Annotated in this window: 20 protein-coding genes; 11 read left to right on the plus strand and 9 right to left on the minus strand. The window is 57.0% G+C overall.

The genetic code is table 11. The annotated features are described in order from the left end of the window. Positions 1–21 precede the first annotated feature (21 nt). On the minus strand, positions 22–1,479 hold the full coding sequence (locus tag G505_RS0108460) for a catalase (RefSeq protein WP_028109167.1): 1,458 nt from the start codon (positions 1,477–1,479) through the stop codon (positions 22–24). 233 nt (positions 1,480–1,712) lie between these two features. Between G505_RS0108460 and G505_RS0108465 the strand changes: the two genes are divergently transcribed. From G505_RS0108465 to G505_RS0108490, 6 genes are all read left to right on the plus strand, one after another. After that, positions 1,713–1,997, plus strand: a complete 285-nt coding sequence (locus tag G505_RS0108465) for a hypothetical protein (protein ID WP_028109168.1) — start codon at positions 1,713–1,715, stop codon at positions 1,995–1,997. A 71-nt stretch (positions 1,998–2,068) separates the two neighbouring features. Beyond that, a complete protein-coding gene (locus G505_RS0108470; protein ID WP_157509129.1) occupies positions 2,069–2,659 on the plus strand; it encodes an esterase/lipase family protein in 591 nt (196 codons plus the stop codon). A gap of 293 nt (positions 2,660–2,952) precedes the next feature. Then, on the plus strand, positions 2,953–4,557 hold the full coding sequence (locus G505_RS0108475; protein ID WP_245568349.1) for an Ig-like domain-containing protein: 1,605 nt from the start codon (positions 2,953–2,955) through the stop codon (positions 4,555–4,557). 100 nt (positions 4,558–4,657) lie between these two features. Continuing rightward, complete coding sequence (locus G505_RS0108480) at positions 4,658–5,539, plus strand: AraC family transcriptional regulator (RefSeq protein WP_028109171.1); 882 nt, start codon at positions 4,658–4,660, stop codon at positions 5,537–5,539. 232 nt (positions 5,540–5,771) lie between these two features. Continuing rightward, positions 5,772–7,382 (plus strand): Ig-like domain-containing protein, encoded by a 1,611-nt coding sequence (locus tag G505_RS0108485; RefSeq protein WP_028109172.1) that lies wholly within the window; start codon positions 5,772–5,774, stop codon positions 7,380–7,382. Positions 7,383–7,495: 113 nt separating this feature from the next. Further along, positions 7,496–8,377, plus strand: a complete 882-nt coding sequence (locus G505_RS0108490; protein ID WP_028109173.1) for an AraC family transcriptional regulator — start codon at positions 7,496–7,498, stop codon at positions 8,375–8,377. A gap of 3 nt (positions 8,378–8,380) precedes the next feature. Here the strand turns inward: G505_RS0108490 and G505_RS0108495 are convergent, their stop codons facing one another. After that, a complete protein-coding gene (locus G505_RS0108495) occupies positions 8,381–8,623 on the minus strand; it encodes a YgjV family protein (protein WP_028109174.1) in 243 nt (80 codons plus the stop codon). A 213-nt stretch (positions 8,624–8,836) separates the two neighbouring features. Between G505_RS0108495 and G505_RS21030 the strand changes: the two genes are divergently transcribed. The 3 genes from G505_RS21030 to G505_RS0108510 all read left to right on the plus strand — a co-directional run bounded on the left by G505_RS21030 (position 8,837) and on the right by G505_RS0108510 (position 13,062). Further along, a complete protein-coding gene (locus G505_RS21030; RefSeq protein WP_051216004.1) occupies positions 8,837–10,807 on the plus strand; it encodes a putative bifunctional diguanylate cyclase/phosphodiesterase in 1,971 nt (656 codons plus the stop codon). Positions 10,808–11,120: 313 nt separating this feature from the next. Next, positions 11,121–12,089 carry a LysR family transcriptional regulator gene (locus G505_RS0108505; RefSeq protein WP_169628205.1) on the plus strand — a complete coding sequence of 323 codons (969 nt, stop codon included), beginning with the start codon at positions 11,121–11,123 and terminating at the stop codon, positions 12,087–12,089. A 4-nt stretch (positions 12,090–12,093) separates the two neighbouring features. Beyond that, a complete protein-coding gene (locus G505_RS0108510) occupies positions 12,094–13,062 on the plus strand; it encodes a LysR family transcriptional regulator (RefSeq protein ID WP_028109176.1) in 969 nt (322 codons plus the stop codon). A 224-nt stretch (positions 13,063–13,286) separates the two neighbouring features. Here G505_RS0108510 and G505_RS0108515 read toward each other — a convergent pair whose 3' ends face one another. Then, on the minus strand, positions 13,287–14,210 hold the full coding sequence (locus G505_RS0108515; protein WP_028109177.1) for a LysR family transcriptional regulator: 924 nt from the start codon (positions 14,208–14,210) through the stop codon (positions 13,287–13,289). A 93-nt stretch (positions 14,211–14,303) separates the two neighbouring features. Here G505_RS0108515 and G505_RS0108520 point away from each other — a divergent pair, with 93 nt between their 5' ends. Further along, positions 14,304–14,606: a monooxygenase gene (locus tag G505_RS0108520; protein ID WP_028109178.1), complete on the plus strand. Its 303-nt coding sequence runs from the start codon at positions 14,304–14,306 to the stop codon at positions 14,604–14,606. A 71-nt stretch (positions 14,607–14,677) separates the two neighbouring features. Beyond that, positions 14,678–15,598, plus strand: a complete 921-nt coding sequence (locus tag G505_RS0108525; RefSeq protein ID WP_028109179.1) for a M14 family metallopeptidase — start codon at positions 14,678–14,680, stop codon at positions 15,596–15,598. Positions 15,599–15,634: 36 nt separating this feature from the next. Here G505_RS0108525 and G505_RS21035 read toward each other — a convergent pair whose 3' ends face one another. The 6 genes from G505_RS21035 to G505_RS0108555 form a co-directional block, all read right to left on the minus strand. Then, positions 15,635–16,570, minus strand: coding sequence for a VirK/YbjX family protein (locus G505_RS21035; protein ID WP_051216005.1), 936 nt, complete (start codon positions 16,568–16,570; stop codon positions 15,635–15,637). 260 nt (positions 16,571–16,830) lie between these two features. Beyond that, complete coding sequence (locus G505_RS22415; protein ID WP_051216006.1) at positions 16,831–17,619, minus strand: hypothetical protein; 789 nt, start codon at positions 17,617–17,619, stop codon at positions 16,831–16,833. A 195-nt stretch (positions 17,620–17,814) separates the two neighbouring features. Beyond that, positions 17,815–19,710 carry a putative bifunctional diguanylate cyclase/phosphodiesterase gene (locus tag G505_RS21045; RefSeq protein WP_051216007.1) on the minus strand — a complete coding sequence of 632 codons (1,896 nt, stop codon included), beginning with the start codon at positions 19,708–19,710 and terminating at the stop codon, positions 17,815–17,817. Continuing rightward, on the minus strand, positions 19,707–20,225 hold the full coding sequence (locus tag G505_RS0108545; RefSeq protein WP_028109180.1) for a putative pterin-binding protein: 519 nt from the start codon (positions 20,223–20,225) through the stop codon (positions 19,707–19,709). The genes G505_RS21045 and G505_RS0108545 overlap by 4 nt, the downstream gene beginning before the upstream one ends. 366 nt (positions 20,226–20,591) lie before the next feature. Then, positions 20,592–21,545 (minus strand): LysR family transcriptional regulator, encoded by a 954-nt coding sequence (locus G505_RS0108550; RefSeq protein WP_028109181.1) that lies wholly within the window; start codon positions 21,543–21,545, stop codon positions 20,592–20,594. Between the two features lie 193 nt (positions 21,546–21,738). Then, positions 21,739–24,033, minus strand: coding sequence for an OmcA/MtrC family decaheme c-type cytochrome (locus G505_RS0108555; RefSeq protein ID WP_084643927.1), 2,295 nt, complete (start codon positions 24,031–24,033; stop codon positions 21,739–21,741). Between the last annotated feature and the right edge of the window lie 105 nt (positions 24,034–24,138).

Consider the following 24,138-nt stretch of genomic DNA (forward strand, 5'->3'; position numbering starts at 1 on the left):
ACAAGGGTAAACCGGGTTCGGTCAGGCATTGACCGCTTCAATGGCCCGGGCCACCCGTTGGCCATACTCCTCATCGGCCAGATTGAGCTGCGCCAGCATCCGCTGCTGCACCGGTTCACTGGCCTGGCTCAGGCTGGCGGCGATGGTGTCCACCAGTGCCTGGCGCTGGGCCTCGCTCATCAGCCGGTAGAGATCACCAGCCTGGGCAAAGTTCTCCTCGCCGAAGCGGTCATAACGGTCCAGATCTCCGCTGATCTTCAGAGGCGGTTCGGCAAACTGCGGCTGCTGCTCAGGGCCTCCCTGGGTATTGGGCCCATAGTTCACCCCGCTCTCTTTAGCCTCACCGTGGTAAGGGCAGCCACTGCCCGCCATGGCGCCAGCCCTCTGGTAATGATTGGCCTGAGACGCGTGGGGGCAGTTGACCGGCAGTTGGTTGTAGTTGGCCCCAACCCGATAGCGCTGGGCATCGGCATAAGCAAACAGCCTGGCCTGCAGCATCTTGTCCGGGGAGGCGCCCACACCTGGCACCAGATTGGAGGGGGCAAAGGCCGCCTGCTCCACCTCGTTGAAGTAGTTCTCAGGGTTGCGGTTCAGCTCTAGAATGCCCACCTCAATCAGCGGATAGTCCTTGTGGGGCCACACCTTGGTCAGATCGAAGGGGTTGATCTGGTACTGCTCCGCGTCCAACTCGGGCATCACCTGGATAAACAGGGTCCAGCTGGGGAAGTCACCGTCGGCGATGGCGCCAAACAGGTCCCGCTGGGCATGATCCGGGTCGATCCCTTTCAGCTTATCCGCCTGGGTATTACTGAGGTTTTGGATCCCCTGGCGGGTCTTGAAGTGAAACTTCACCCAGAAGCGTTCGCCCTGATCATTCCACAGCGAAAAGGTGTGGGAGCCGTAGCCATTCATATGCCGATAGCTGGCGGGAATCCCGCGGTCTGACATCAAGATGGTGACCTGATGCAAGGCTTCAGGGTTCAGTGACCAGAAGTCCCACATCGCCTCGGGGTCTTTCAGGTTGGTCACCGGGTTGCGCTTCTGGGTATGGATGAAGTCGGGAAACTTGATGCCGTCTCGCAGGAAAAACACCGGAGTATTGTTACCAACTATGTCGTGATTACCATTTTCAGTGTAAAAACGCACCGCAAATCCCCGGGGATCCCGCTCAGCATCGGCACTGCCCGACTCTCCCCCCACGGTGGAGAAGCGCACCATCACTTCGGTCTGTTTTCCCACCCCATTGAAGTGATCCGCCAGGGTGAACTCAGACATATCCCGGGTCAGGGTAAAGGTGCCGTAGGCACCGCTTCCCTTGGCATGAACCACCCGCTCTGGGATCCGCTCTCGATTAAAATGGGCCAACTTTTCAATCAGGTGCCAATCCTGAAGTGCCACCGGCCCTCGTGCTCCTACACTCAGGCTGTTTTGGTCATCGGCGATGGGGGCGCCGTTCTGTGCTGTCAGTCGTTTGCTCATTATTCTGCTCCTGGGCGCCGCAGCGCCACTCAATCCACTCATAGAGGCCTTGCCACATAACCCCTACGCTAATCGACAAAACCAATTGTGGATCCCAACATGAACTCAACAAAGCGAACAAAAGGCATCCTGTCATTCGCTTTTATCGATTGAGAATTTGAGCTAAAGGTTGAAATACACTCAGGAGCGATCCGGTCTACCCTGAAGAATGAGGTAGCAAATGGAGAAGCACTATGAAGTCATTGTTATTGGTAACTCTGGTTTTCAGCGGCGCAGCCATGGCCACTGGCGGCGGCGGCGGAGGCGGCTATCCCGGCCCGGCATACGCAAATGCAAACTCTGCCACCCACTGTTACGATGCACAGGGTAAGCGCATCAAGAACAGCGCCGAGATGAAGAAGGAGCGTCAATGCCCCGTCACCGGCAACGATGCCATCGATCTGTTGAACTACAACAACTTCTACGGCAACAAGCCCAAGGGTGAAACCCTGAGCATGATCCGCTCCCAGAATAAATAGGGTAAGCTGAGGCCACGGCCTCGTTTAAGGATCAAAGAATTATGCAGTTGGTGATGCTACATGGACTGTATATGCACCACACCATCATGCGACCCCTTGCGGCCCAACTGACCACCTTGGGCTGGCAGATAGAGGGGTTCAGTTACAACAGCCTGGCCATTGATGCCGGGCTGTTGTTTGAGCGGCTCTCAGCCCTGTCCCGCCCGGGAGAGCCTCAGTTTCTGGTGGGGCACAGCCTCGGCGGGGTGCTGGCTCGGCGTTATGCCGAACAGATGGAGCTTCCCGAAGGCTCCCGCATCGTCACCCTGGGCTCTCCTCATAAAGGCGCCGCCATCGCCCGTCGCCTGGCCCAGTGGAGTCTGGAGGGAGTGATGGGCAACGCCCATCAGCATGGACTTCTGAATAACCCCAACGACCACTATCAAGGCTCGGCAGAGCTGGGCAGCCTGGCGGGTAACGCCGGCATCGGCGTGGGCCGACTGCTCCTGCCCGACGAAGAGTCGGACACTGACGGTACCGTTCTGGTTGAAGAGACCCGCCTGGAGGGCTTCCGTGACCACATCGTTCTGCCCCACAGCCACACCTCCATGCTGTTCTCCTCAGAGGTAGCCAGACAGACGGATCTCTTCCTGAGACAAGGGCGCTTTCAGCAGCCTGAATGAGCGGTCCCCTCCCTCTAGCCAACAAGGAGTCTCCCGCGTGCGTGAGCCACCTTATGCCTCGGTCCCTGTCACGGAACTGACCCGGGACCAGGCTGATTTTGAGCCCGATCACAGCTCCCAGGCTGCCAGGATCACACTCTCAAACTCAGGTACACAATCGGCCTGTTTCGGGCTTTTTGTTACCTGTTTTGTACCCGGTTTCAGCATTACTTTCACAGGTGCACAAACCTTTTTGCCCAGGCGTTTAATCAGCCTCGGCACCAGACTGTGTCACCTAACAAAGGGAAATGATGATGAAACGCTATGCGCTCAATGCGCCCCTGAAAACACTGACCGCAGCCATGCTGCTCAGCCTGCTGAGCGCCTGTGGCGGCGATAACGACAACAACGACGGCGGCGATCCTGTCGCACCCGGCAATACCCCTCCGGTCGCCAATCCCGTGGACGCCAGCGCCACCATGGGCAGCCCCAGCATGATTGATGCTCTGGCCAATGACACCGATGCCGACGGCGATGACCTCACCCTGGAGACCGTTACCCTGTTCGACGGCCGGGGTGTCGCCACCATCGATGGCAACCGCATCCGCTTCGAACCCCTGGAGGTTGGGACCACCATCCTCAACTACAGCATCTCTGACGGCAACGGCGGCCACGCCAGCTCCACGGTCACCATCTCCGTATCCGCCCAGGCGCTAAGCTATGTGGGCTCAGAGGCCTGCCTCTCCTGCCACACCGACAAGAAGAGCTATCTGGAGACGGGCCACAACTTTAAGCTGACCAAGGTGAACGGTGAAGAGCCCCTCTACCCCTTCACCTCCATCACCGGTGCACTGGATCTGCTGGATGTGCACAATACCCTGGGTAACCCCAATGGCTGGGAGGACATCAGCTACGTGATTGGTGGCTACATGCGCAGCGCCATGTTCATCGACCAAAATGGTTACATCTTCTCGGGCGACAAGGCCGGTGTCGGCGTGGCGCCCAAAGGGGGGCAGGTACCCTATGCCTTCCCCTACAGTGCCAACGATGCTCCCGACTCCCACGGCTTCGATTACTGCGGCCGCTGCCACACCACAGGCTGGAGGGACTACACCGAAGGCAGTCACGACAACCGCAACCTCAACCGCCAGGATGACATGCCTGGCATGGGCGGCACCTTCGCCCTCACCGGCATCCAGTGCGAAGCCTGTCACGGCGCCGGCCTGGCCCACATTCAAAAGCCTTCCAAAGACAACATCGTCAAGGTTGCCGAGCCCCGCTCCACTAACGACTTCCTGGCAGAGGATATGGGCTTCGGCAAGCCTATCGCCTGCGCCGAGTGTCATAGCACCGATGATGCGGTAAGGCGCTATCCAGACTACGTGTCGCCTCATAACCAGGAGTTTGGCGGCGACAGCCTGGAAGCGCGGCTGAAGGTGATGACCGGCTTTGGCCCCGAAGGCCGTCGTGATGGCCGGGGTGGTCGTCAGGCGGCGACGGAACTGCTGGGCACCGATCCGGACACCGGCGAGGCCATGGGCAAGAAGAAGGGCTTCACCTGCTCAACCTGTCACAACCCGCATCAATCCAAAGTCAATATGGATAAACCCGGCCACGAAAACGCCATGGTGCGCCAGTGTACCGACTGTCATACCCAGGCGTTCAACAACGCTCCGGGCAGTGACATCGCCGCTGCAGCCCACGAGTTCACCGCCACGTGCCTCGATTGCCACATGCCCGGGGGCTCGGACTCGCACATGTTCAAGATCGATCTCGAGGGTGCCAAGGATGACCCAAGACACTTCTCGGCGAACGGTGACTACGTGAAACCCTGGCTGCGTGCTTACGACAGCTGCTCCGGCTGTCACGAGGAAGACTACGACGAGCGCGCTGCTCGCATTGGCACCATCCACAACTAAAGCCAAGGGCCAGCGACAGTCGTCGCTGGCTTTCTCTAAGCTTACTGACACCTCCCTCCGGAGGTGTCATCATTACAAGCAGGCTTTAACAGGAGATCTCGTGGACAACTGCGATCCCATTCCCGATGTCAGCTACCGGGCTCCGTCCCTCGAAGAGGCCGGATTAGAGATACTCGACCTCGAGCTGTTTCGAGCAAGGCTGAAGCGCTACCACTTTGACCCCTATCAGCCCCACAGGGTGAAATACTACTGCTTCCTGTACATCACCGAAGGTAAGGGGGAGCACCTGATCGACTTTGAGCGCTATCCCTATGACTCTGAGAGTGTCATCTTTATCAACCCAAACCAGGTGCACGCCTTCGATGTCAATGATCGGCCCCAGGGTAAGATGATCAACATGACACCCTCCTTTTTTGCCGCCAGTGCCGCCAATATCCGTACCACCTATTTCATCCCCACCCACCTAAACCGCGCCTCCTCACCGGTTCTTCACCTGTCTCCTCAGCTGAATCAGAGCTGCCACACCCTTCTGGAGGAGGTCAGGCTTGCCCAGCAGGAACGGGATAAGGACGACCTTGTAGTACAGCTGCTGTTTATCGCCCTTCTGGTCAAGTTGAGCCGTCAACGGCAGGGCCATATGGCCCACCTCAGCGAGCAGCAAAAGGAACGTTTTGGCCTGTTTCTCAGCCTGGTTGAGCAGAATTTCGGTCAGCTCAGAGAAGCCTGTCAGTACGCCGCCCTGATGCACACCAGTTACAAAAGCCTCAATCAGCTGTGCAAGAGTTGCTGCGGTCAGACCGCCAAGCAGCTTATCGACTTCCGCACCATTTTGGAGATAAAACGCAAGCTGGTAATGGACGGACTATCCACCCAGGACATCGCGTCGGACCTCAGCTTTGAGGACACCAGCTACCTGAACAAGTACTTCAAGCGTCTGACCGGACAGACTCCGGCTGCCTTTAAACGAGACAACGAGTTCTGAAAGCCGCAAGCCAAGCTGTTTCACCACTGAAAAGCAGCTTTTTGAGATCCAACCCCGGATAAGGCCACGGCGACGATCACATTCCCGTCACAGAGTACATTAACGGCAATTTTCGAGACTTTTCCGACCTGTTTCCGCGATGTGTTCACCATTACTTTTCCTATTGCACAGCCGGGCTCTGTTGGTCCCTGCAACCTCAGGCTCCCGTGTCACCTACTAAAGGGAAATGATGATGATGAACCCCACCGCGCTCCATGCGCCCATGAAAACACTGACAGCCGCCATACTGTTCAGTATGCTGACCGCCTGCGGCAGCGACGACAACAACGGAGAGTCCGTCACTCCTCCGCCTCCGCCGCCCCCACCGCCGGCAAACACCGCTCCAGTCGCCAACCCGGACACCGCCGAAGCGACCGTTGGCACGCCGGTCACCATAGACCTGCTGGCCAACGACACCGACGCCGATGGTGACCCCCTGACCCTGACCCGGGTCGATCTGATCGAGGGAAGCGGCACCCTATCCATTGAAGACAATAAGCTTCTGTTTAATCCGGAATCTGCCGGTGAAGCCAAGCTGACCTACGCCGTCAGCGATGGTCAAGGAGGGGAAGCCTCTTCGACAGTCACCATTAACGTAGAAGCCAAACCCGTGGCTCAGCTGAGCTATGTGGGTACTCAAGCCTGTCTGACCTGCCACGGTGACAAGGAGATCTTCCTGGAGTCCGGCCACCCCTTCAAACTCAACAAGGTGGTCGATGGCGAGATGCCCGAATATCCGTTCACCAACATCATCGGCGCACTGGAGATGCTGGAGGGCGTAGTCAACCCGGGCGGCGCGCCAACCAGCTATGAAGATGTCTCCTACGTCATCGGTGGCTACAAGAAGCAGGTGATGTGGCTGGACCTGGATGGCTATCGCTACACCGGTGACAAGGTTATCGGCAAGCTCGACGAAACCGGCTACGTCTATGAGATGTGGTCATGGGGAGATAACCTGGGGCCGGAGCGAGCACCATTCTACTGCGGCCGTTGTCATACCACAGGCTGGAAGGATTTCACCTCTGAAGAGGGCGATGATCGTAACCCCCACCACCAGGACGGCATGGAGGGAATCCTGGGCACCTTCGATCAAACCGGAGTCCAGTGTGAGTCCTGCCACGGGGCAGGTAGCGAGCACATCAAAGCCCCATCCAGCAGCAACATTACCCGCCTGGCCGAACCTCGCACCGTGGCGCAGATGAAGGCGGACGATCAGGCCTTTGGCCAAGCGGTAGCCTGCGTTGAGTGCCATACCCACGGTGGTGACAAGTCCTACCCAGAGTATCTGACCGAATACACCGAGAAGTTTGGCGGTAACGATGCCGTCGGAGGCCTGATTGCCAGAGATGCGGGGGGCCGTGGTGGCCGTGGTGGCCGTATTGCCGCCGACACCATGATGGGCTATAACCCCGAAACAGGGGTGGCCGAAGGCAAGAAACGCAATATGCACTGCAACACCTGCCACGAAAGCCATATGTCCACCCACTTCAGGGATAAGCCTGGACACGAAGACGGCTTGAAGAAAGCATGCACGGATTGTCACCAGATGGAATTTGCCAATGCCGAAGGCGGTAACGGCCTGGCTGCCATGGTGCACGGCGGCGCCGACTGTACCAGCTGTCATATGCCGAGCCAGTCACACCTGTTTAAGGTGGACATCTCGGCTCCCTCTGAAGATGGTCACCACTACTCCGAAGACGGAGAGTACAGCCAACCCTGGTTGCGCCCCTCTGACTCCTGTCAGGGCTGCCATGCCGAGGACTATGACGCTCGAGCCGCTAAGATGAAACAAGTACACCTCTAAGGTACTTGGGTTCGGGAGGTGTCAACGATTCAAGTTGACACCTCTTTTTTCAACAAGGAGCCTAGATGCTTCTGCACAGCTACTATACCGGATCCTCTTGAGAAGCCTGACAAATGGATAGAACTGACGACATTCCCCAAATCACCTACGACAGCCCTCAGCTGCGTAAAACAGGCATGGATGTACTGGATCTTGAGGAGTTTCTTCAGGATATCTGTGACCAGGGCGCCAATCCCTACCAAACTCACAGGGTCAGTCATTTCTGTCTTATTTTTGTGGAGCAGGGTGAAGGTGAGCACTTCATCGATTTCCACTCCTACCACTATGAACCGGACTGCATCATCTTTCTCAACAAAGAGCAGATTCATGGGTTCGACAGAGAGAACAGGATCAAAGGCAAGCTGGTGCTGATGACCAGAGAGTTCTTCTCTGCCAGCTCCGCCAACATTCGCACCTCCTACTTTGTCCCGGTCCATCAAAGCCTGAGCGCCTTTCCGGTACTCCACCTCTCCACAGAGATGAATGAAAGCTGCAAGGCGATGCTGACCGAGATGATGCGAGCACTGAACGAGGGGCCGGACAGCGGCGTCATAGTGCAACTTCTGCTGTCAGCCATGTTGCTCAAACTGGCCAAGCAGAGAGAGAGTCATCTTATCCACCTGAGTGAACAGCAGAAAGAGCGTTTCGGCGAGTTCCTGCGCCTGGTGGATGAGCATTTCACCGAGATCCGCGAGGCGAGCCAGTATGCCCAGTTGATGCACAGCAGTTACAAATGCCTGAACCAGATGTGTAAAACCTGCTGCGGCCACACAGCCAAACAGCTGATCGATTTTCGGATCATTCTGGAGATCAAACGCAAGCTGACCATGGACGGACTCTCGGTCCAGGACGCTGCCTTTGAATTGGGATTTGATGACATCACCCACTTTATCAAGTACTTCAAACGCCACACAGGAAAAACCCCGGCGGCCTTCAAACGTGAGCTGGAGGGTTGAGGCTCAGCTGGCCTCCTCCGCCTCGTGGCGGTAGATCTTCACCAGGTAGTAAGCGTCAATGATCACGATAAAGGCGTTCACCAGCATCACCGGATAAGCCTCAATGGCCCAGCCATACAACACAAACAGGGCGGCACCCAACAGGTTCCACCACCTCAGCTTCTTGATGTCCGCCATGGTCAGCGAAATCGCCACGACGATGGACGCCGCGTAGCCGACCCAATCCCATATCCAATGCAGTTCCATGCTTATCCCTCCGGTCACCCCTCCCATTGTAGTCCTGCCCCCAAACTAAGTCAGTCCGGGCCTATCCTTATATGAACGAGTCAGCGGCTCCTGTCTGATGGGTGCTTCAATCCTTTTAGTGATTATTAAATCCATGTTAACCAATGCAATAGGGTTAACAATTACTGAATTTGATACACTGCCGCTTCCGATGGAACTCAGGGATACAGCCGGATGGCGCAGACAGGAACACCCAAGCCGGGATCGAAGCACATCGCCAAATGGGTGTTTGCCGCCTTTCTCCTGATCACTGCTATGTTGGCTTCCATGAGCTGGCTCAGCGTCAAGACCGGTTTTATGGTTCAGGAGGACTCGCGGGAGATGGTGGAGCGCCACATCCCGGAGCTGGAGACCATCGGATTCCTGCAGCGCGCCCTGAGTAACCGGGTCAACCAACTCTATCTCTACTACGCCACCACCGAGCGGGACGCCTATCTCTCGGGACTCCGCGTCGAGGACAGCAAGATAGACCACAGCATCGATTACCTGATGCAGCTGGGCATCAGTGAGCAGGACGCACAGGCGCTGCGCGTCACCCTCGCCAAATTGCAGCGTCATGCCGGCAGTTTCGACCGTGAGATGGCCCGAGCCGACAGTGATTGGGACCGGCTGAGGGAACATCTCTCCGACGCTCAATCCGCCGCCGTCGAAGCCCAAAGCCAGCTGGATCTGTGGCAGGCCAACATTCGCATGGTCACCATGCAGGACAGTGAAGCCGCCCTGACCGAGGTGGACCGCCTGGCTCAGCTGCTCTCAGGCTTTACCATCGCCATTGTGGTGGTCTCCCTCTTTGTTCTGGTTGCCCTCTACTCGAGGCTGAAAGACAGGGATCAGCTGTTCCGGTTTGCCTTCTATGACAGCCTGACCGGCCTGCCCAATCGCCGCTCCCTGGAAGAAGCCCTGCAACAGACCCAACAGGAGCAGGAGAGCGGTGCCCTGCTGTTGCTGAAACTGGAGCGTTATTCACTGATCACCGGCACCTATGGTCACGCCTTCGGCGGCGAAATGATTCAGCACATCGGACAGTGGATCCAGGAGAGGCTGCGAGTCAGCCCCTGTGACGCCCTCCTCTACCGCTACAGCGACGACACCTGGGCGGTGCAACTGACCTGCAGCAACAATCCCGACCAGCTCAGACAGCTGGCCTGCTCTCTGGCCACCATGTCCGACGACCCCTTCTGCATCGACAACCGTCTGCTGAACCTGAGCGTCAAGATCGGCATCACCCGCTACCCCCAGGATGGTTCAGACAGCGACAGGCTGATGCGCAATGCCGATGCCGCCATCCACGCCCTGGTGGAGCCTGGCCGCATCTCCCGTTTTTACGACGCCGAGCTGACGGCACGGACCCAGCGCTGGCTGGCAACCGAAAGCGCCCTGCGTAACGCCCTCAGAGACGATGAGTTTGAGCTCTTCTACCAGGCAAAAGTGACCGCCAACAGCGCCCAGGTTGCCGGAGCAGAGGCCCTGATACGCTGGCGCCGCAACGGCGAACTGGTCAGCCCGGGGGAGTTTATTCCCGTCGCCGAGCAATCCGGACTGATCATGCCTCTGGGTAGCTGGGTGTTGAATGAGGCCTGCCGACAACTGGCCCAGTGGCAGGCCAGGGGCATCAGCCACTGCCCGGTGGCGGTCAACGTCTCCGCCCAACAATTTCAGGACAGTGGTTTCCCACAACTGGTGGCCGACACCGTGGCGCGCCACCGCATCAACCCGGGGCTCCTGGAGCTGGAGATCACCGAAGAGGTGGCCGCCAACGACCCCCAGAGGGTGGTCGACACCATGAAAGAGCTGAAAGCCAGCGGTGTCACCATCGCCATGGACGACTTTGGCACCGGCTACTCCTCCCTCTCCTATCTGAAGCGCCTGCCCATCGATACTCTGAAGATCGACCGCGCCTTCGTTTCCAACCTGGACAGAGTTCAGGACAACGCCGCCATCGTGGACATGATTCTGGCTCTGGCCCACCAGGGCGGACTCAAGGTGGTGGCTGAAGGGGTAGAGACCGAAGCGGAATATTTGGTGCTGCAACGCAAGGGGTGTGATCTGGTGCAGGGCTTCCTCTTCTCCCGGCCAGAGCCTGCGGCCCAGTTCACCCAGAAGCTCTGCCAATCGACAGAGCCAGCAATGCTGCAGGAAGCGTAATAAATACAAAGAAGTAGCATCACCCTTTATTCCAATTAGGATTCAGGGCCCGCGACTCCGATCCGGTAAATAGTGAAAATGCAGCCTAAAGTAGCCTCGAATATGTCAGAATTGATCAACTGATATATTGAACATATCCCTCATCTGCATCAATTTCACTTATTGCAAGAATCAAAAAATCAGTCACTTATGGCAGGTTTTGGCCGATTTAACAACAAAGAAAGTACAGAATTCAACGCAGTTCTGTGATTTGCGTCAGGAAACCCCTATCTGCAATACCGTATAGTTGCACAAAACCGATATGGGCCCGGTGATGGACAGACTTAAAGACATCAATATTTTCTCATTCCAGGTGTTTGTGCTCGTCTATGAGTCACTGAACTCCCTCAGTGTTGCCCAAACCCTGAATGTGCCTGCCTCCAAGATCAGCCGCTGCCTCAACAGCCTCCGTCATGCTCTGGATGACCCACTGTTTTACCGCAAACAATACGGGTTTGAGCCCAGTGAGATGGCCACGCGCATCTATCCTGAGATGAAGAAGATCCTGGAGCTGGCTGGGCAGGCGTGCACCGTAGACATGGACGACAACAACCGGCTGAAGCAGGAGTTGACCATCGCCTGCCCTACCGGCCTGTGTGTCAGGCTGTCCCGGAGCCTTCAGGAACATGCCCAGCGGCATGACCAACACTTCACCTTCATCGTCAAACCCATCAATCATCATGTGGATAACGAGATCCAGCATGGCAACGTGGATGTGGCCATCTCCTTCGAGCCCAGCAACTCTGAAGGGGTGAAGAGTGAATTTGTCACCAAGGGGACCGGACTCTATGTGGCGGGCGGTCACGACCACCCCATTTGGCGGCGCGCTTCCCAGCCACAGCTGACGGAGATCATCGACTACCCCTTCATTGTGGCCGATTGCCCTGCCTTCAATGATCGCATCGATCCTCTGGAGGTATACGCCAATGACATCGACCGCAGCCTGGAGGTTGAGGTCAAGGTCAGCGGGCTGACGGAACTGGCGGATCAGCTGGACAACTCATCCAGCCTCACCTTTGTGGGCCAGAAATACGCCGCCGAGTTTCTGAGTCGCATGTCCGATCTCAAGGTCCGGCGTCTGCCCCAGGATCAGTTTGATCTGCTGCACCAGCGCATGGGGGTTCCCAGCTACTTCCTGCTGAGCCCCCCCCGAGGACGGAACCTGCCGGAGTGGCTGCTGCCGGCCATCAGTGAATTTGTGACCAGCACGGTGGTCCTGCCTGAAGTCGGCGAAGAGGAGTAACAGAGTGCCAGCAACCAACATAGATAAACTGAAAGACATCAACCTCTTCGTCATCCGGGTATTCTGCCTGGTGTTTCAGCACGGTAACTCCATCGCCGTCGCCAGCATCCTGGACGTGCCGCCCTCGAAGATCAGCCGAAGCCTGAATGCCCTGAGGCAATCATTCTCAGACCCGCTGTTTATCCGTCGTCAGCATGGGTTCGAACCCACTCCGCTCTCCTGTCGTCTCTACCCCATCCTCAGCCGGCTTCTGGGGGAGTCTGAATCGGTCGCGGCCATCAGCCACTTTCAGGAGATGGATCAGCACAAGAACCTGCACATCGCCACACCACCTCAACTGGCGATCAACCTGATTCAGAAGGTCCGGCGGGCTTCGGAGACCCATGACGATCCCCACAGTGTCCACCTGCGGATGTTCAATGACTCCAGTCTGGATGACCTGGCGGCCAACAGAACCGATGCGATTCTCAGCTTTACGCCGGCAGAGCGCGATGGGGTAATCTCCAAGGCGATCGCCTCCCCCAAGAAGGTGTTCCTGGTGGCCAGGGAAACCCACCCGGTCTGGCATAATCCGGTGCTGGAGGAGATTGCCCGTCACCCGCAGATCCTCTATGGCAACAGCTGCTACCCCAACAGCCAGTCACCGATGAAGTTCTACTGCCGCCGCAAGGGCGTTCCCTTCAGGCTGGACTCCATCGCCTCAGACATGGGGGCCGTTGCCCATTCACTGCAGGAGTCCGACGCCCTTTCCGTGCTGGAGTTTGATTCCTGCGCCAATTTCTTCAGGGAATTTAAGGGCCTTAAGGCGATTCAGCTCAGCTCCGAGCAGTTTGATGAGCTGGTGAGCTACAAGACCCCGAAAACCATCTATCTGTGGCTCAGGCATGACAGCGATGGCAGGGTCACCACCCCCTTCTGGCTGCAGCAGATCCTTGAGCAGCATATCCGTCAGGCACTGGGCCAGGCCAGTTAGCAGTAGTGAGTCAGAGAACCTGAGAGCCTGTCACACAGGCTCTCGCTGACGGCTCCCAGCCTGGCCCAGAACCATCACAGAAAACAGGGCGACCCGTTCCCGCCGCCTCTGAGACCACGGTCAAGAGCAAAAAAAGCCATGAAATTCCCATAATGGCCGGCAAACAACGCGCATATTCCATAAAAAATCATGAAATGAGCTTAACGGGAACCAACAGGGTTCACTCATGGCTCAGCGTCAGAACTCCTTACGCCAGGGGTCCGTTTCCGAGCCTCCTCCAGCAACAGGGTGTGCAGAGTTCGAGCCGCCACCCCGGTCTGCTCCCCTTTAGGCAGGCACAGATGCAGGGGCACCTGATAGCAGCCTCCTCCCTCCAGAGTCAGGGGTACCACTTCTGAGGCATCCCGCAAAGTCAGCCTGTGTTCCGGCATTCTGCAGAATCCAACTCCTGCCCTGACCGCGTCCCAGGCATGATCAAAATTGTCCACCGTCACCCTGAGCTGCGAGCGCAACCAGCCCACATCCTGTTGCTCACTCGGCTCGGTCTGCCCCAAATCCCGAACCACGATCTGGGTATGGGCAATCAGCTCCTCCACCGTCACCGACGCCAGTCGCGCCAGGGGGTGGCTGTGGGCCACCACAGGCACCATGGTCACCACTGAAAACGGGTCGCTCAGGTGATTCTCTATGGGCAGGGTGATGATGGACACATCCGCCTGACGCTGAGTCACCGCCCGTTCGGTTGCAGACAGGGAAGTTTCACGTATCTGCACCGAGGTTCCTTTAAATTCATCGAAAAACCGCGATAACGGACCCATCAACCATTCGCGACAGCAAAGATGATCCACCGTCAGGGTGATTTCAGGCTCCACACCCAGAGCCATCTGACTGCTGACCACCTCCAGCGTCCTGGCCTGCTCCACCATGGGAGCAGCCCGCCTCAACAGGGACCTGGCCTGCTCGGTCAACACCGTGCGCCGTTGCTCGATGCGAATCAGTTCGATGCCCAACTGCTGCTCCAGCTTGCGCAGGGCGTAGATCAGGGTGGTGTGGCTTTTATTCAGTGCCTGAGCAGCCCCTTGTATGCTGCCTGCCCTGTCCACCTCAATCAGGGTCAGCCACTGCTCCAGGGTTGTTTTTAACTTCATGGTCTATTTCATCTACACATAAACGTTATATTTTGTACTTTAACATGAATTTTTAGACCAATAATATGAAGCCTCACCAAGAGGAGAACCCTTATGAAAACCATGTTGCAAGTCGACTTCCCCTATCAGGGCCCCATGGGGCAGGCCCTGAGCGACCAGATGAAAGAGCTGGCAGAATCGATCAACCAGGAGCCGGGAGTGGTGTGGAAAATCTGGACCGAAAACCCCGAAAGCGGCGAAGCCGGTGGCATCTATCTGTTTGAGGATGAAACCAGTGCCCGAGCCTATCTTGAGATGCATACCGCCAGGTTGAAGCAATGGGGCATTGGCCCGGTAAACGGCAAACTGTTCTCCGTGAACGCGCCTCTGACCGCCATCAACAACGGCCCCGTATAAGGGTGGACTACCCCGGTTGCCTCTCTGTCTCTATACTGGTGCCTCCCAAGGAACCCGAGACAGGGAGCAACATGAGTCTTACCCGTTTCTACCCAGTAGGCACTCCAGGTCAGCCCTGGACCCAGGCCCATAAAGCGCAGTGGCTGGCACGCATCGGCCGCAAACGCAGCTATCAGGAGGAGGTGGTCAGCAAGATCACTCCCCTGAAAGAGAAGTTCGAGCTGGTGCAGTATGGCGCCCTCAGCTATGACCCGAGGCGCTACCCCCTGTTTGCCCTGAAATCCCTCAACTGGGATGACAGCAAGCCTGTGGTGCTGATCACTGGCGGAGTCCATGGCTACGAAACTTCAGGGGTTCACGGCGCCCTCTCCTTTGCAGAAACACAGGCCGCCAGGTTCGAAGGGGCCGTGAATTTCCTGATTGCCCCCTGCGTCAGCCCCTGGGGCTATGAGGTGATCAACCGCTGGAACCCACAGGCGCTCGACCCCAACCGCTCCTTCTACCCGGACAGCCCCTCCGAGGAAGCCGCCGCCCTGATGGCACTGGTCAGCACCATCGGCAGCGCACCCCTGGTGCACTTCGACCTGCATGAGACCACCGACAGCGATGAGGAGGAGTTCCGCCCCGCCCTCGCCGCCCGCGACGGAAAATCGTTTGAACCCGGCATCATTCCGGATGGCTTCTATCTGGTGGGAGACAGTGACCAGCCTCAGCCCGAGTTTCAGAAGGCGATGATCGAGGCGGTGCGACGGGTGACCCATATTGCTCCTGCGGACGACCAGGGCAACATCATCGGCGCGCCGCTGGAGCAGGAGGGCGTGATCAACTACCCCACCAAAAAACTGGGACTGTGCGCCGGCCTCAGCGATGCCCGCTATGTCACCACCACCGAAGTCTATCCGGACAGCCCCACAGCCAGCCCACAGGAGTGTAATGAGGCTCAGGTGGCCGCCATCTGTGGCGGGCTGACGTTTGTTCTCAGTAGCCAATAGACACCGAAGAGGAGGCTCACGCCTCCTCTTTTCCCATCAATACACCATCAATGCCTTCAGGTTGCTGCGAAACTCGGTTTCAAGCTCATCCAGCCATTGATAGCGCTTGGTGTAGAGCCTGCGCTTGCTGCGCTTGAGCTCCGCCACCTCCTTGCGAACCAGGGTTAGCGGCAGGGCATACAGATAGGGGTCCACAGGCTCGGCGCCGTGCTCCAGCCAAAGGGTGTCATAATCGAAGCTCACTTTGCCCCGCTTCCTGCGGCCCAGGTACCTCAGGCTCTGATAGATGTGGCCCCGGTTCGATACCCCGTAGACCCTGGCAAGCTGAAACTCCCGTGCCAGCATCAGCAGCAACTCGACGATCAGCGCTTTTGGACGAAGGCCATGCATCGCCTTGGTCAGGGAGCGGATCACCCTCTCCCGACCTTCAACCTTACTCGATGGTCCCTGAACCGCCCCCACATATAGACTGCCATTCTCTCTTGAGGAGAGGCTGAATGTGGAGGAAAACACCCCCACATCATTGGCATCCCTTAATGCAATCCCCAGACTCCCCTCTTTATTGTGCCCCTGCTCAATATAGAGGTGATATATATTCCCCTCCTCATCATTGATCTGTAGGAGCTTTACTTTCTTATAGGTGTAAACTTGATCAATGGTATTTGGAAAAAGTTGAGAAAGAAGCTGAAAATGGCTCGCCACCTCCTCCATCCTTCTCTTTCTGCCCCAACTGCGACACACATATGGCTTAAACGGCTTTTGAATCACCTTTGGGTTAAGGCGAATCACCGGATTCAGAGTCTCGCACTTCAATACCGACGACAACCGCCGTATCCCTTTGGCGTGCATGAAGCCCCAGGTCATGAATGAAGTAGTCCGAAGCAGGCGGCGCACAGCACGCTGGTCGCCATGAATATCATTGGCCAGAGAATAAAGCTCCCTGACAAAGCTCACTTTGTCATTCGATTGCATTTTTACCCGTCAACAACCAGAAGTTAATTCATGGTCAAATTCGATGGCTTCGATCACCTTCGACAAACAATGAATTAACTTAAAAATAGAAATGAGTTCATATATGACTTGGCAGATTTATTGCCAAGAAGAGTATTGGCGCCAAGAGTAAATCAGATAGGAGATTGAATAATGGGTCTAGGATGGAAAAATATATTCTCTTACATACGATGACAATATGTCGAAAGGTAAATAAAACACTAAATCTCTGTGGAAAAAGATCAGCTAAAGTGACGCACCCTCTCATCGTAGAGCTTCTCCAGCGCCTCGGCCACGGTCAAGCTGTCGTCCCTGTCCAGATACCGCCGAACGGCATTAACGACATAGCGCCTGGACTGATTGTGGACCTTGGCAAACTCACCACAAAGGCGGTTCATCTGACGCTCCTCCAACTGCTTGCGCTGCTGTTGTTGCAGGGACAGGATCACCGCTTCCAGATTGTCATTGTGCTGCTCCAGCCCCAGTGCCAGCTTGCCCTGACTGATGCCGTATGCCTTGGCAGAGTACTCCAGGGCAGCCTTGATCCCCTCGAAACGTCGACCAAACACCACCACAGGCTGACTGGCCGTCTGCTCCACAGCCACGCGGCTGCCATCCACCTCGTAGCTGAAACCCGGATAATTCGACCGGCGATGGGACTCCTCTCCCAGGGTCAGGCCTGCAGCGATACTGTGCTTCAGTGAGCGATCCAGCTCCGCCACCTCCTCCTCGCTCCAACGCAGATAGACGTTGATCGCCTTCTTATACTTGGCAGCCAGTTTGGCCTGGACCACGTCACGACGCTGCTGCAGCAATCCCATGGTGCAGCTCTTTAACAGGGTGACGCACTCCTTACACGCCGGAATCTGCAGGTTATCCGCCGCCTGACGATGATGCTCAAACGCGCCCCAATGTGCCTGAGGCGGCGCAAAATCATGCTCTGTGGCGATGCAGCCGCAGTAGAAGCAGGTGTGAAAGTGGGCTTGGTCAGCGGCGCGAAGCAGCCGGTAGCGTTCATCCAGTTGAGTCATCGGGGAAGTGAGTCACAAGTCAGGGGGAGCCATTCTAGCCCAAGGGGAAGAGGGTTGGCGACCGCCTGACTGGCCGAACGTGTGAAATGGGAAGGCACGAACGGAAGCGGTCGCCGTAAAACTAGTGCCTTTACTCCGGTATAAGTCAGAATTGCTCGCATTTCCAGTCAGAGTAGGGAATTTCCGCCTTTCTCACTACCCGTGCAACCGTTCAGACGGCGCGCTGCGGCTTAACACCTTGCCTATCTCATGGCTGGGCAGTGGCCTGTACAGCAGATACCCCTGGGCGTATTCACACCCTTGCAGACTCAGCTGACGGTAGCTGCTGTACTCCTCAATGCCCTCGGCGACCACCTGCATTCCGAGTCCATGAGCCATGTGAATGATGGCCTTGATCAACTCAACATCCCTGGGAGAGCTCTCCAGCTCTCTGACAAAGGTCTTGTCTATCTTCAGCTTCTGGAACGGCAGCTGCTTCAAGTGACTCAAAGAGGAGTGACCCGTTCCAAAATCATCCAACGCCAGCCCTACCCCCAGGCTCCTCAGCCGGGACAGAATCTGCGGCGAGGACTCTATATCCTGCATGGTGGTGTCTTCGGTTACCTCGATCACCAGTTGGTCCGCCGGCACCTCTGTCTCAACGAGCACCCGCTCCACCATGGCCACCAGATCATAGCGACTGTACATCATCGGCGAGATGTTGACCGAGACCTGGGGCGGATTCAGCCCCTCGGCACGCCAGGCCATGTTCTGGCGGCAGGCTTGGGTCATCACCCAGCAGTTCAGAGACTCGGCCAATCCCGACTGCTCGGCAATGGCGACCACCTCCAGAGGCGAAATGTCCCCATAGACGGGGTGGCGCCAGCGCAGCAGCGCCTCCACCAGAATCACTCGGCGGCTCTTCATCGAGACGATGGGCTGATACAGCTGTTGCAGTTGATCCTGGGCAATGGCACGCGCCAGATCATCGGCAAGGATCCGCTTTCGCAACGCCCTGTTCTCCATCTCCTGCTCGAACAGACGACAACACATCTCCTCGTTCTTAGCGGCGTACATGGCAGTATCCGCGTTGTTGAGTAGCTTATCTGGCTGGCGGGCGTCTTCAGGAAACAGGCTGACGCCTATGCTGAGCCTGGGGGAGATACGCTGCCCCAAGATGGTCACCGGAGTATTGACCTCAGCCGCCAGTTGCCGGGCAAACACCAGGGCTTGATCCGACCCCGCCACATTCTGCTGAAGAATGCCAAATTCATCGCCGCCGAGTCTGGCCACCAGCTCTCCCTCGCCAATGGAGTTCTTCAGCCGTGCGGCCACCTCCCGCAAAAGCTGATCGCCGGCGGCGTGGCCCAGCTGGTCGTTGATCTCCTTAAAGCCGTTCATGTCCATCATATAGACGGCGACTCGTTGCTGTTTGCGCCGTCCTTTGGAGATCGCCAGCTCAAGGCGCTTCTGAAAGAGATTCCGATTAGGCAGGTTGGTGAGACTGTCATGCAGCGCCTGGCGGCGATTGTTGCGACTCTCACGAATCACCAGGATCACCAGCACCGCACCGCTGATCAGAAGCCCAAACAGGTAGATATTGGCCTCATACTGAAGGTCAAACACCCTTTTAAGGTTAAACAGGGCGCGGTCTCCGGAGAAGCTCTGCACATTGAGCTGGCGCACCAGTGCCTCCATGGGTTGCAGCTGTTTCATCAGCTCCAGAGCCCGGAGATCCCCGTCGGTGAGGGCCATGACCTGAGAATCCAGATGGACCAGGGAGGCCCCGAGATCCTGCAGCAGCGGCTCGACGCCAGGGTGACTCCGGAAATCCCGAGCCTCCTCCCCCACCGCCAGCACCTGGACCCGACTCCATAAGATCTCAAACCTCAACCTGGCCTCATCGGCTGGCAGGTCGGACAGGGCAACTCGTCGAAACGCATGCTGCAACTTGATGAGCTCCATCTCCAGCTCCGCAGCTGACCAGCTGACCGTCTTCATGGAGTGGGAGAGCAGATTGCTCATCTGGCTGTGACGCTGACTGCTTATCACCGAACTGAAGGCAAACAGCAGCACGACCCCGGCGAGCACCAGCAGCTTGAATCTCTTCATTCAAGCACATCCAGATGTCGCAGCTGCCAAATCATCTTTTCGTGATATTTGACCTCATCCAGCTCGGGAAACTCAGACAAAGGCAATATCAGCCAGATGGGCCCCTTATCCCTTACCCGCATCTGTTTGCCATCGACACGGGTGGCCAGCAGCAGTGGATAGCGCCCCAGCTCCGACAAATCGAGATAGGTGAAGTATTCATTAAGGGCACTGGCTTTAATCCGATGACCCGACACCTGCAGATACTGCAACAGGTCCGACAGCAACACGCCTTCGTAGCGGCGCGGCTGCTCGGTCCAGGGAGTCAGGGTGGTCACGCTGCTTTGAGGCAGGCGAGACAACATCTGCCGGTCGAGACGAGCCTCCCCGGCGGCATTGGTTCGCTCAATCTTGCCGCTGACGGTCAGCAGCACCCGCCCCTGAGGCGACTCCAGCTCCGAGGCTGACACCTGAGGCATCAAACAGAAGGCGAACATCATCGATACGCAGCGTTTCCACAGGCTATTAATATTCATTATCTTTTACGAAAGTTCTCGGACAATTCCTGCATCTTTCGGATAAGAAGCTCCACAACGAAGATGCGCCCTTATGAAACAGAGATGCGAAAATCTCACGGATCGAGACCGATGTTAAGAGTGCCGAATGTAGCATGAATGGCGCGAATGAGAAGGGAAGAGAACAAATCTAAAGACGCACATTAGCAGCGCTAACGCGACATAAAACGGTGTTCCTGCGGATTCAGGCGATGCCTTAAATCTAGGTTGTTCATATTATTTAAGTTAATTAACTGGCACCTCAAGGTGGTCTCCGTCCTTACCCCCAATAATAAGAAACATTCGCCCCAAAATTAGAGTTAATACTCTCGTTCCGTGATGGACAAATCAATCTGCCAGCACCACGGAGTCGGAAACATAGTCAAAAATGGCCTCAATCAGCCACTCCGGATAACTGTGCTGACGTGAAGAGCTGAGCAGAAAGAAGTTGGGCGCGCCCATGCGACCATGAAGCAGGGCCATCTGGCCAGGAGGAAGGCGCTGCACCTTGATCCCCTCTATCCGCTCCAGCAGTGCCACGGCCGGCAGGCCGCCGACAAAGGAGAGAGACTGAGTGTCCAGAAGCTGATTGGCCAGTTCGGCAATGTCGCACACCCTGGCCTCAATCCTGAGCTCACGCCCCAGATCCCGGGCATAGACCTCCAGGGGATCGATTCGATCATTGAATGCTGGAATGCCATTGACCACAAAAGGGAAACGGATGATCTCTTCCAACATCCTATCCTCGGCAACCTGCCATATGGGGTGATGCCGGCAGCCAACCACAAACACCGAGTTGGACTGGGTAATGAACTGACTGTTTACGCCTTCTGCCACCGAGGACTCATTGGAGATGCTGAGATCGATCTCCCCCTGACGAATATCCCGCTCTGCATAGTAGTTGGTGGGTTTGACCACGAAGATGCAGCTCTGGTTGTGCTGGTCCGCCAGCTTCTTCAGGTGAAGGGAGAGGCCAACCCTGAGGCCGGACGGGGCGGCAATGCACACCTCTCTCTTGAGCCGGCTGTGCTCATCCAGGTCCAGTGAACAGGCCTGTTCGGCCAGTTCCAGTACCCGCTTCATTTCTGGGTAGATGCGTACTGCCATCTCGCTGGGCTCAAATCCATACTGCTTTCGGTGAAACAGGGGATCATCCAGAGCGTGACGCAGCTGATTCAGGATTCGGCTGACTTTCGAGGCAGGCACATTCAGGGCCTGCGCCACTGTCATGGAGTTCAGCGACTCATAGACAAGCACAAACACCTGGAACGAAAAGATACTCACATCATTGAGCCGCTTCATCGCATCCCCCGATATCCCAAAGGGCTAATATAGGCGATCCCTGTGCGGCCTTTGCAGAGCTCGGTCACGGAAATACAGTCACTCATAACAGTAAGAAGAACTTTATTTTCCTTTATTATTCATAATCTTCCATTGCACTAAAAAAAGCGCCCGAAGGCGCTTTGGCTTGGTGCGTTGCAGGGAAATGCAAACGCTAGTGCGCAGGACCGCTGTGCACTGAATCGATACCGTAGGTCTTACCCTCGGCATGACACACACCGCAGCTCTCAATGCTCACGTCCGCGGCGGTGGCAGCAGGCTCGTCGGTAAGAGTCGCGCCGTTGGCGATGAAGTGAGCCTTGGCGGCATCGGTATTGTGAACGTGGCAGCTACGGCAACTCTCGGAGACCGGCGAGATGTAACCAAAGGTGGCGCCGAAGTTCTTGGTGATGGCGATGGAATCCTTGCCCGAGGCCAGGGTGCCATTGGCGGTGAACAGGCTCACATCTGCCTTGTGACAGGCGTGACAGTCACTCTGCACATCGGGGTAACCGTTGAGATCGCCGACGATGCCCTTGTCGTCCACCCGGCGGAACACCCCGTGAGGACCGGTTACGTGCCATTCGCCGCTGTGGTAGCGGTGGGCCACGGTCATCAGGTCACGGTTGTAGAACTGGGCGGGTTTCACGTCCACTGCCACATCGTTGCCGTCGTCGTCTTTGCCGATGGCGCTGACCTGGCTGTGGAAGGAGCCGGTGAAGCCGGCCTTGGGACTGTGACAGCTGACGCAGGTGGTGAACTGGTTGGCGCCATGGTCATGGGGCAGTTTCACCCAGGTCAGATTGTCGTGACAGTTGTTGCAGGTGCCCTCGTCGATGGAGACGTTGTCCCTCTCGATGCGAGGCGCAACATAATCACTGCCGTCGGCATTGGCGAAGTTCCAGTAGGTGGGTGCCATGGTGGCGGACACCTTGAGCTCCACGTCGGCGCAGGCCATCAGATCGGCACCGTCGGTGCAGATGGCAAAATCAGGCACGAAGTAGGCGCTGTTGCCCACCAGTTCGGTGCGGCCAGGTACAGTCACGGTGTAACTGCCGTTGGACTCCACACCGTCCAGCAGGTTGATGGTGCCGGACTGGTTGAAGATGCCGTCCGCTTCGATCTCACCAAACATGATGTCATCCCGCAGGATGGCATCGGTCAGGGTCACCCCGTCACCCAGACGGGCGGTGGTGTCGAACACCAGGGTCAGATCGCCGCTGGCATCATCGATGGCGATGCTGGAGAGGACAATCTCGAAGGCAGACTCGGACGCGATGCGGCCGCCCACGTTGTGGGCTTCCATGGGGCTCAGGGCGCCGGCACCGTGACAACCGGCGCAGACACTGTCGTCCTGAGGAACGATGCCGGCGTGGTTTTCACCGGTCTCGAAGTTCACATCGATGTGACAGGCCTGACAGGCATCGGCGTAGATGTTCACCGCCCAGCCGGCGCCATTGTCGTGGCAGACTGAACATTCACTCATGTCCGCCGGGAAGCCGATCTCACCAAACATCTCCTTGGCTTCACCCAGCAGGGCGTCCTCGATGTGGTGGCCAGCGTGCAGACGGTGGACCATGGGGGCGAAGTTGGGGTTGAAACCCTTGATGTCGCCATTGTCGTCGGCCAGGCTGTTTTCACTGTCGGGCAGGTTGATCTGCACGTTGTGGCAGGAGACGCAGTTCTCCACCTGCTGGTAGTTGTGGTGGGCGTGGATGTTCTCTATCCATCCCTCCTTTTCACCGTGGCAACGGATACAGGCGTTGCTGCTGACGATGTCTTTTTCCGACTCAGCCAACTCACCGGTCGCCGGCACATAGTCCATAGGCGGGGTCAGTACCTTGTCCGACAGGCCCACGCCCTGGTCATCGACAATGTTGTAGGAGCGGATCATCAGCCGGTGCAGGTTGTTGATGTCGGCATCAGCCCAGATCAGCGGGGCCTCGCCGTCGTGCTCCCAGGTCAGGGCGTAGCTGCCCGGATTGGCCTCATCTTCGGTCAGAGTACAGGCCTGAACCTCATTGCCTCGGCGATCCGTGGTCGCCCCGGTGGGCGAGCAATAGAGGGAGGAGCCAAATTCGGTGGCCACACCATGGTTGATCCACTGGTAGGGAGCACCGGTATCGGACTCATTGGCCACCTGCTCGGTCAGGTAGAGCGCAATCTTATCCAGGCCGACGAAGGGCACGTCGTCACCCTTGGTGTTCTTGCCGGTCACGGTGAACTTCACCGCAAAGGGTTTTCCAGGTTCAATCACCACATCGGTCGGGACTATGGTGTAAACCAGATCCGCAGGGCTATTGGCGGTATCGACAAAGGAACCCGCGGGCAAACCGGGCTCACCGGGAGTTCCCGGGGCACCGGGTTCGCCCGGCGCACCATCCTTGCCGTCGTCACCGTCACTGCAGCCGCTCATCATCAGCGCAGAGGCCAGCATCACTGCCAGCGGAGTTTTAGTTGTTAGTTTCATCATCATTTCTCCAACAAAGGGATAACCATCCAAATGGTCAACGACATGTTAAGAGAAACAATGACTTAAATTTGGTGACCCATATCAACTTACCCAGAGCACAGC

Origin of the sequence: Ferrimonas futtsuensis DSM 18154, from assembly GCF_000422645.1 — a bacterium.
Taxonomy (GTDB): Bacteria; Pseudomonadota; Gammaproteobacteria; order Enterobacterales; family Shewanellaceae; genus Ferrimonas; species Ferrimonas futtsuensis.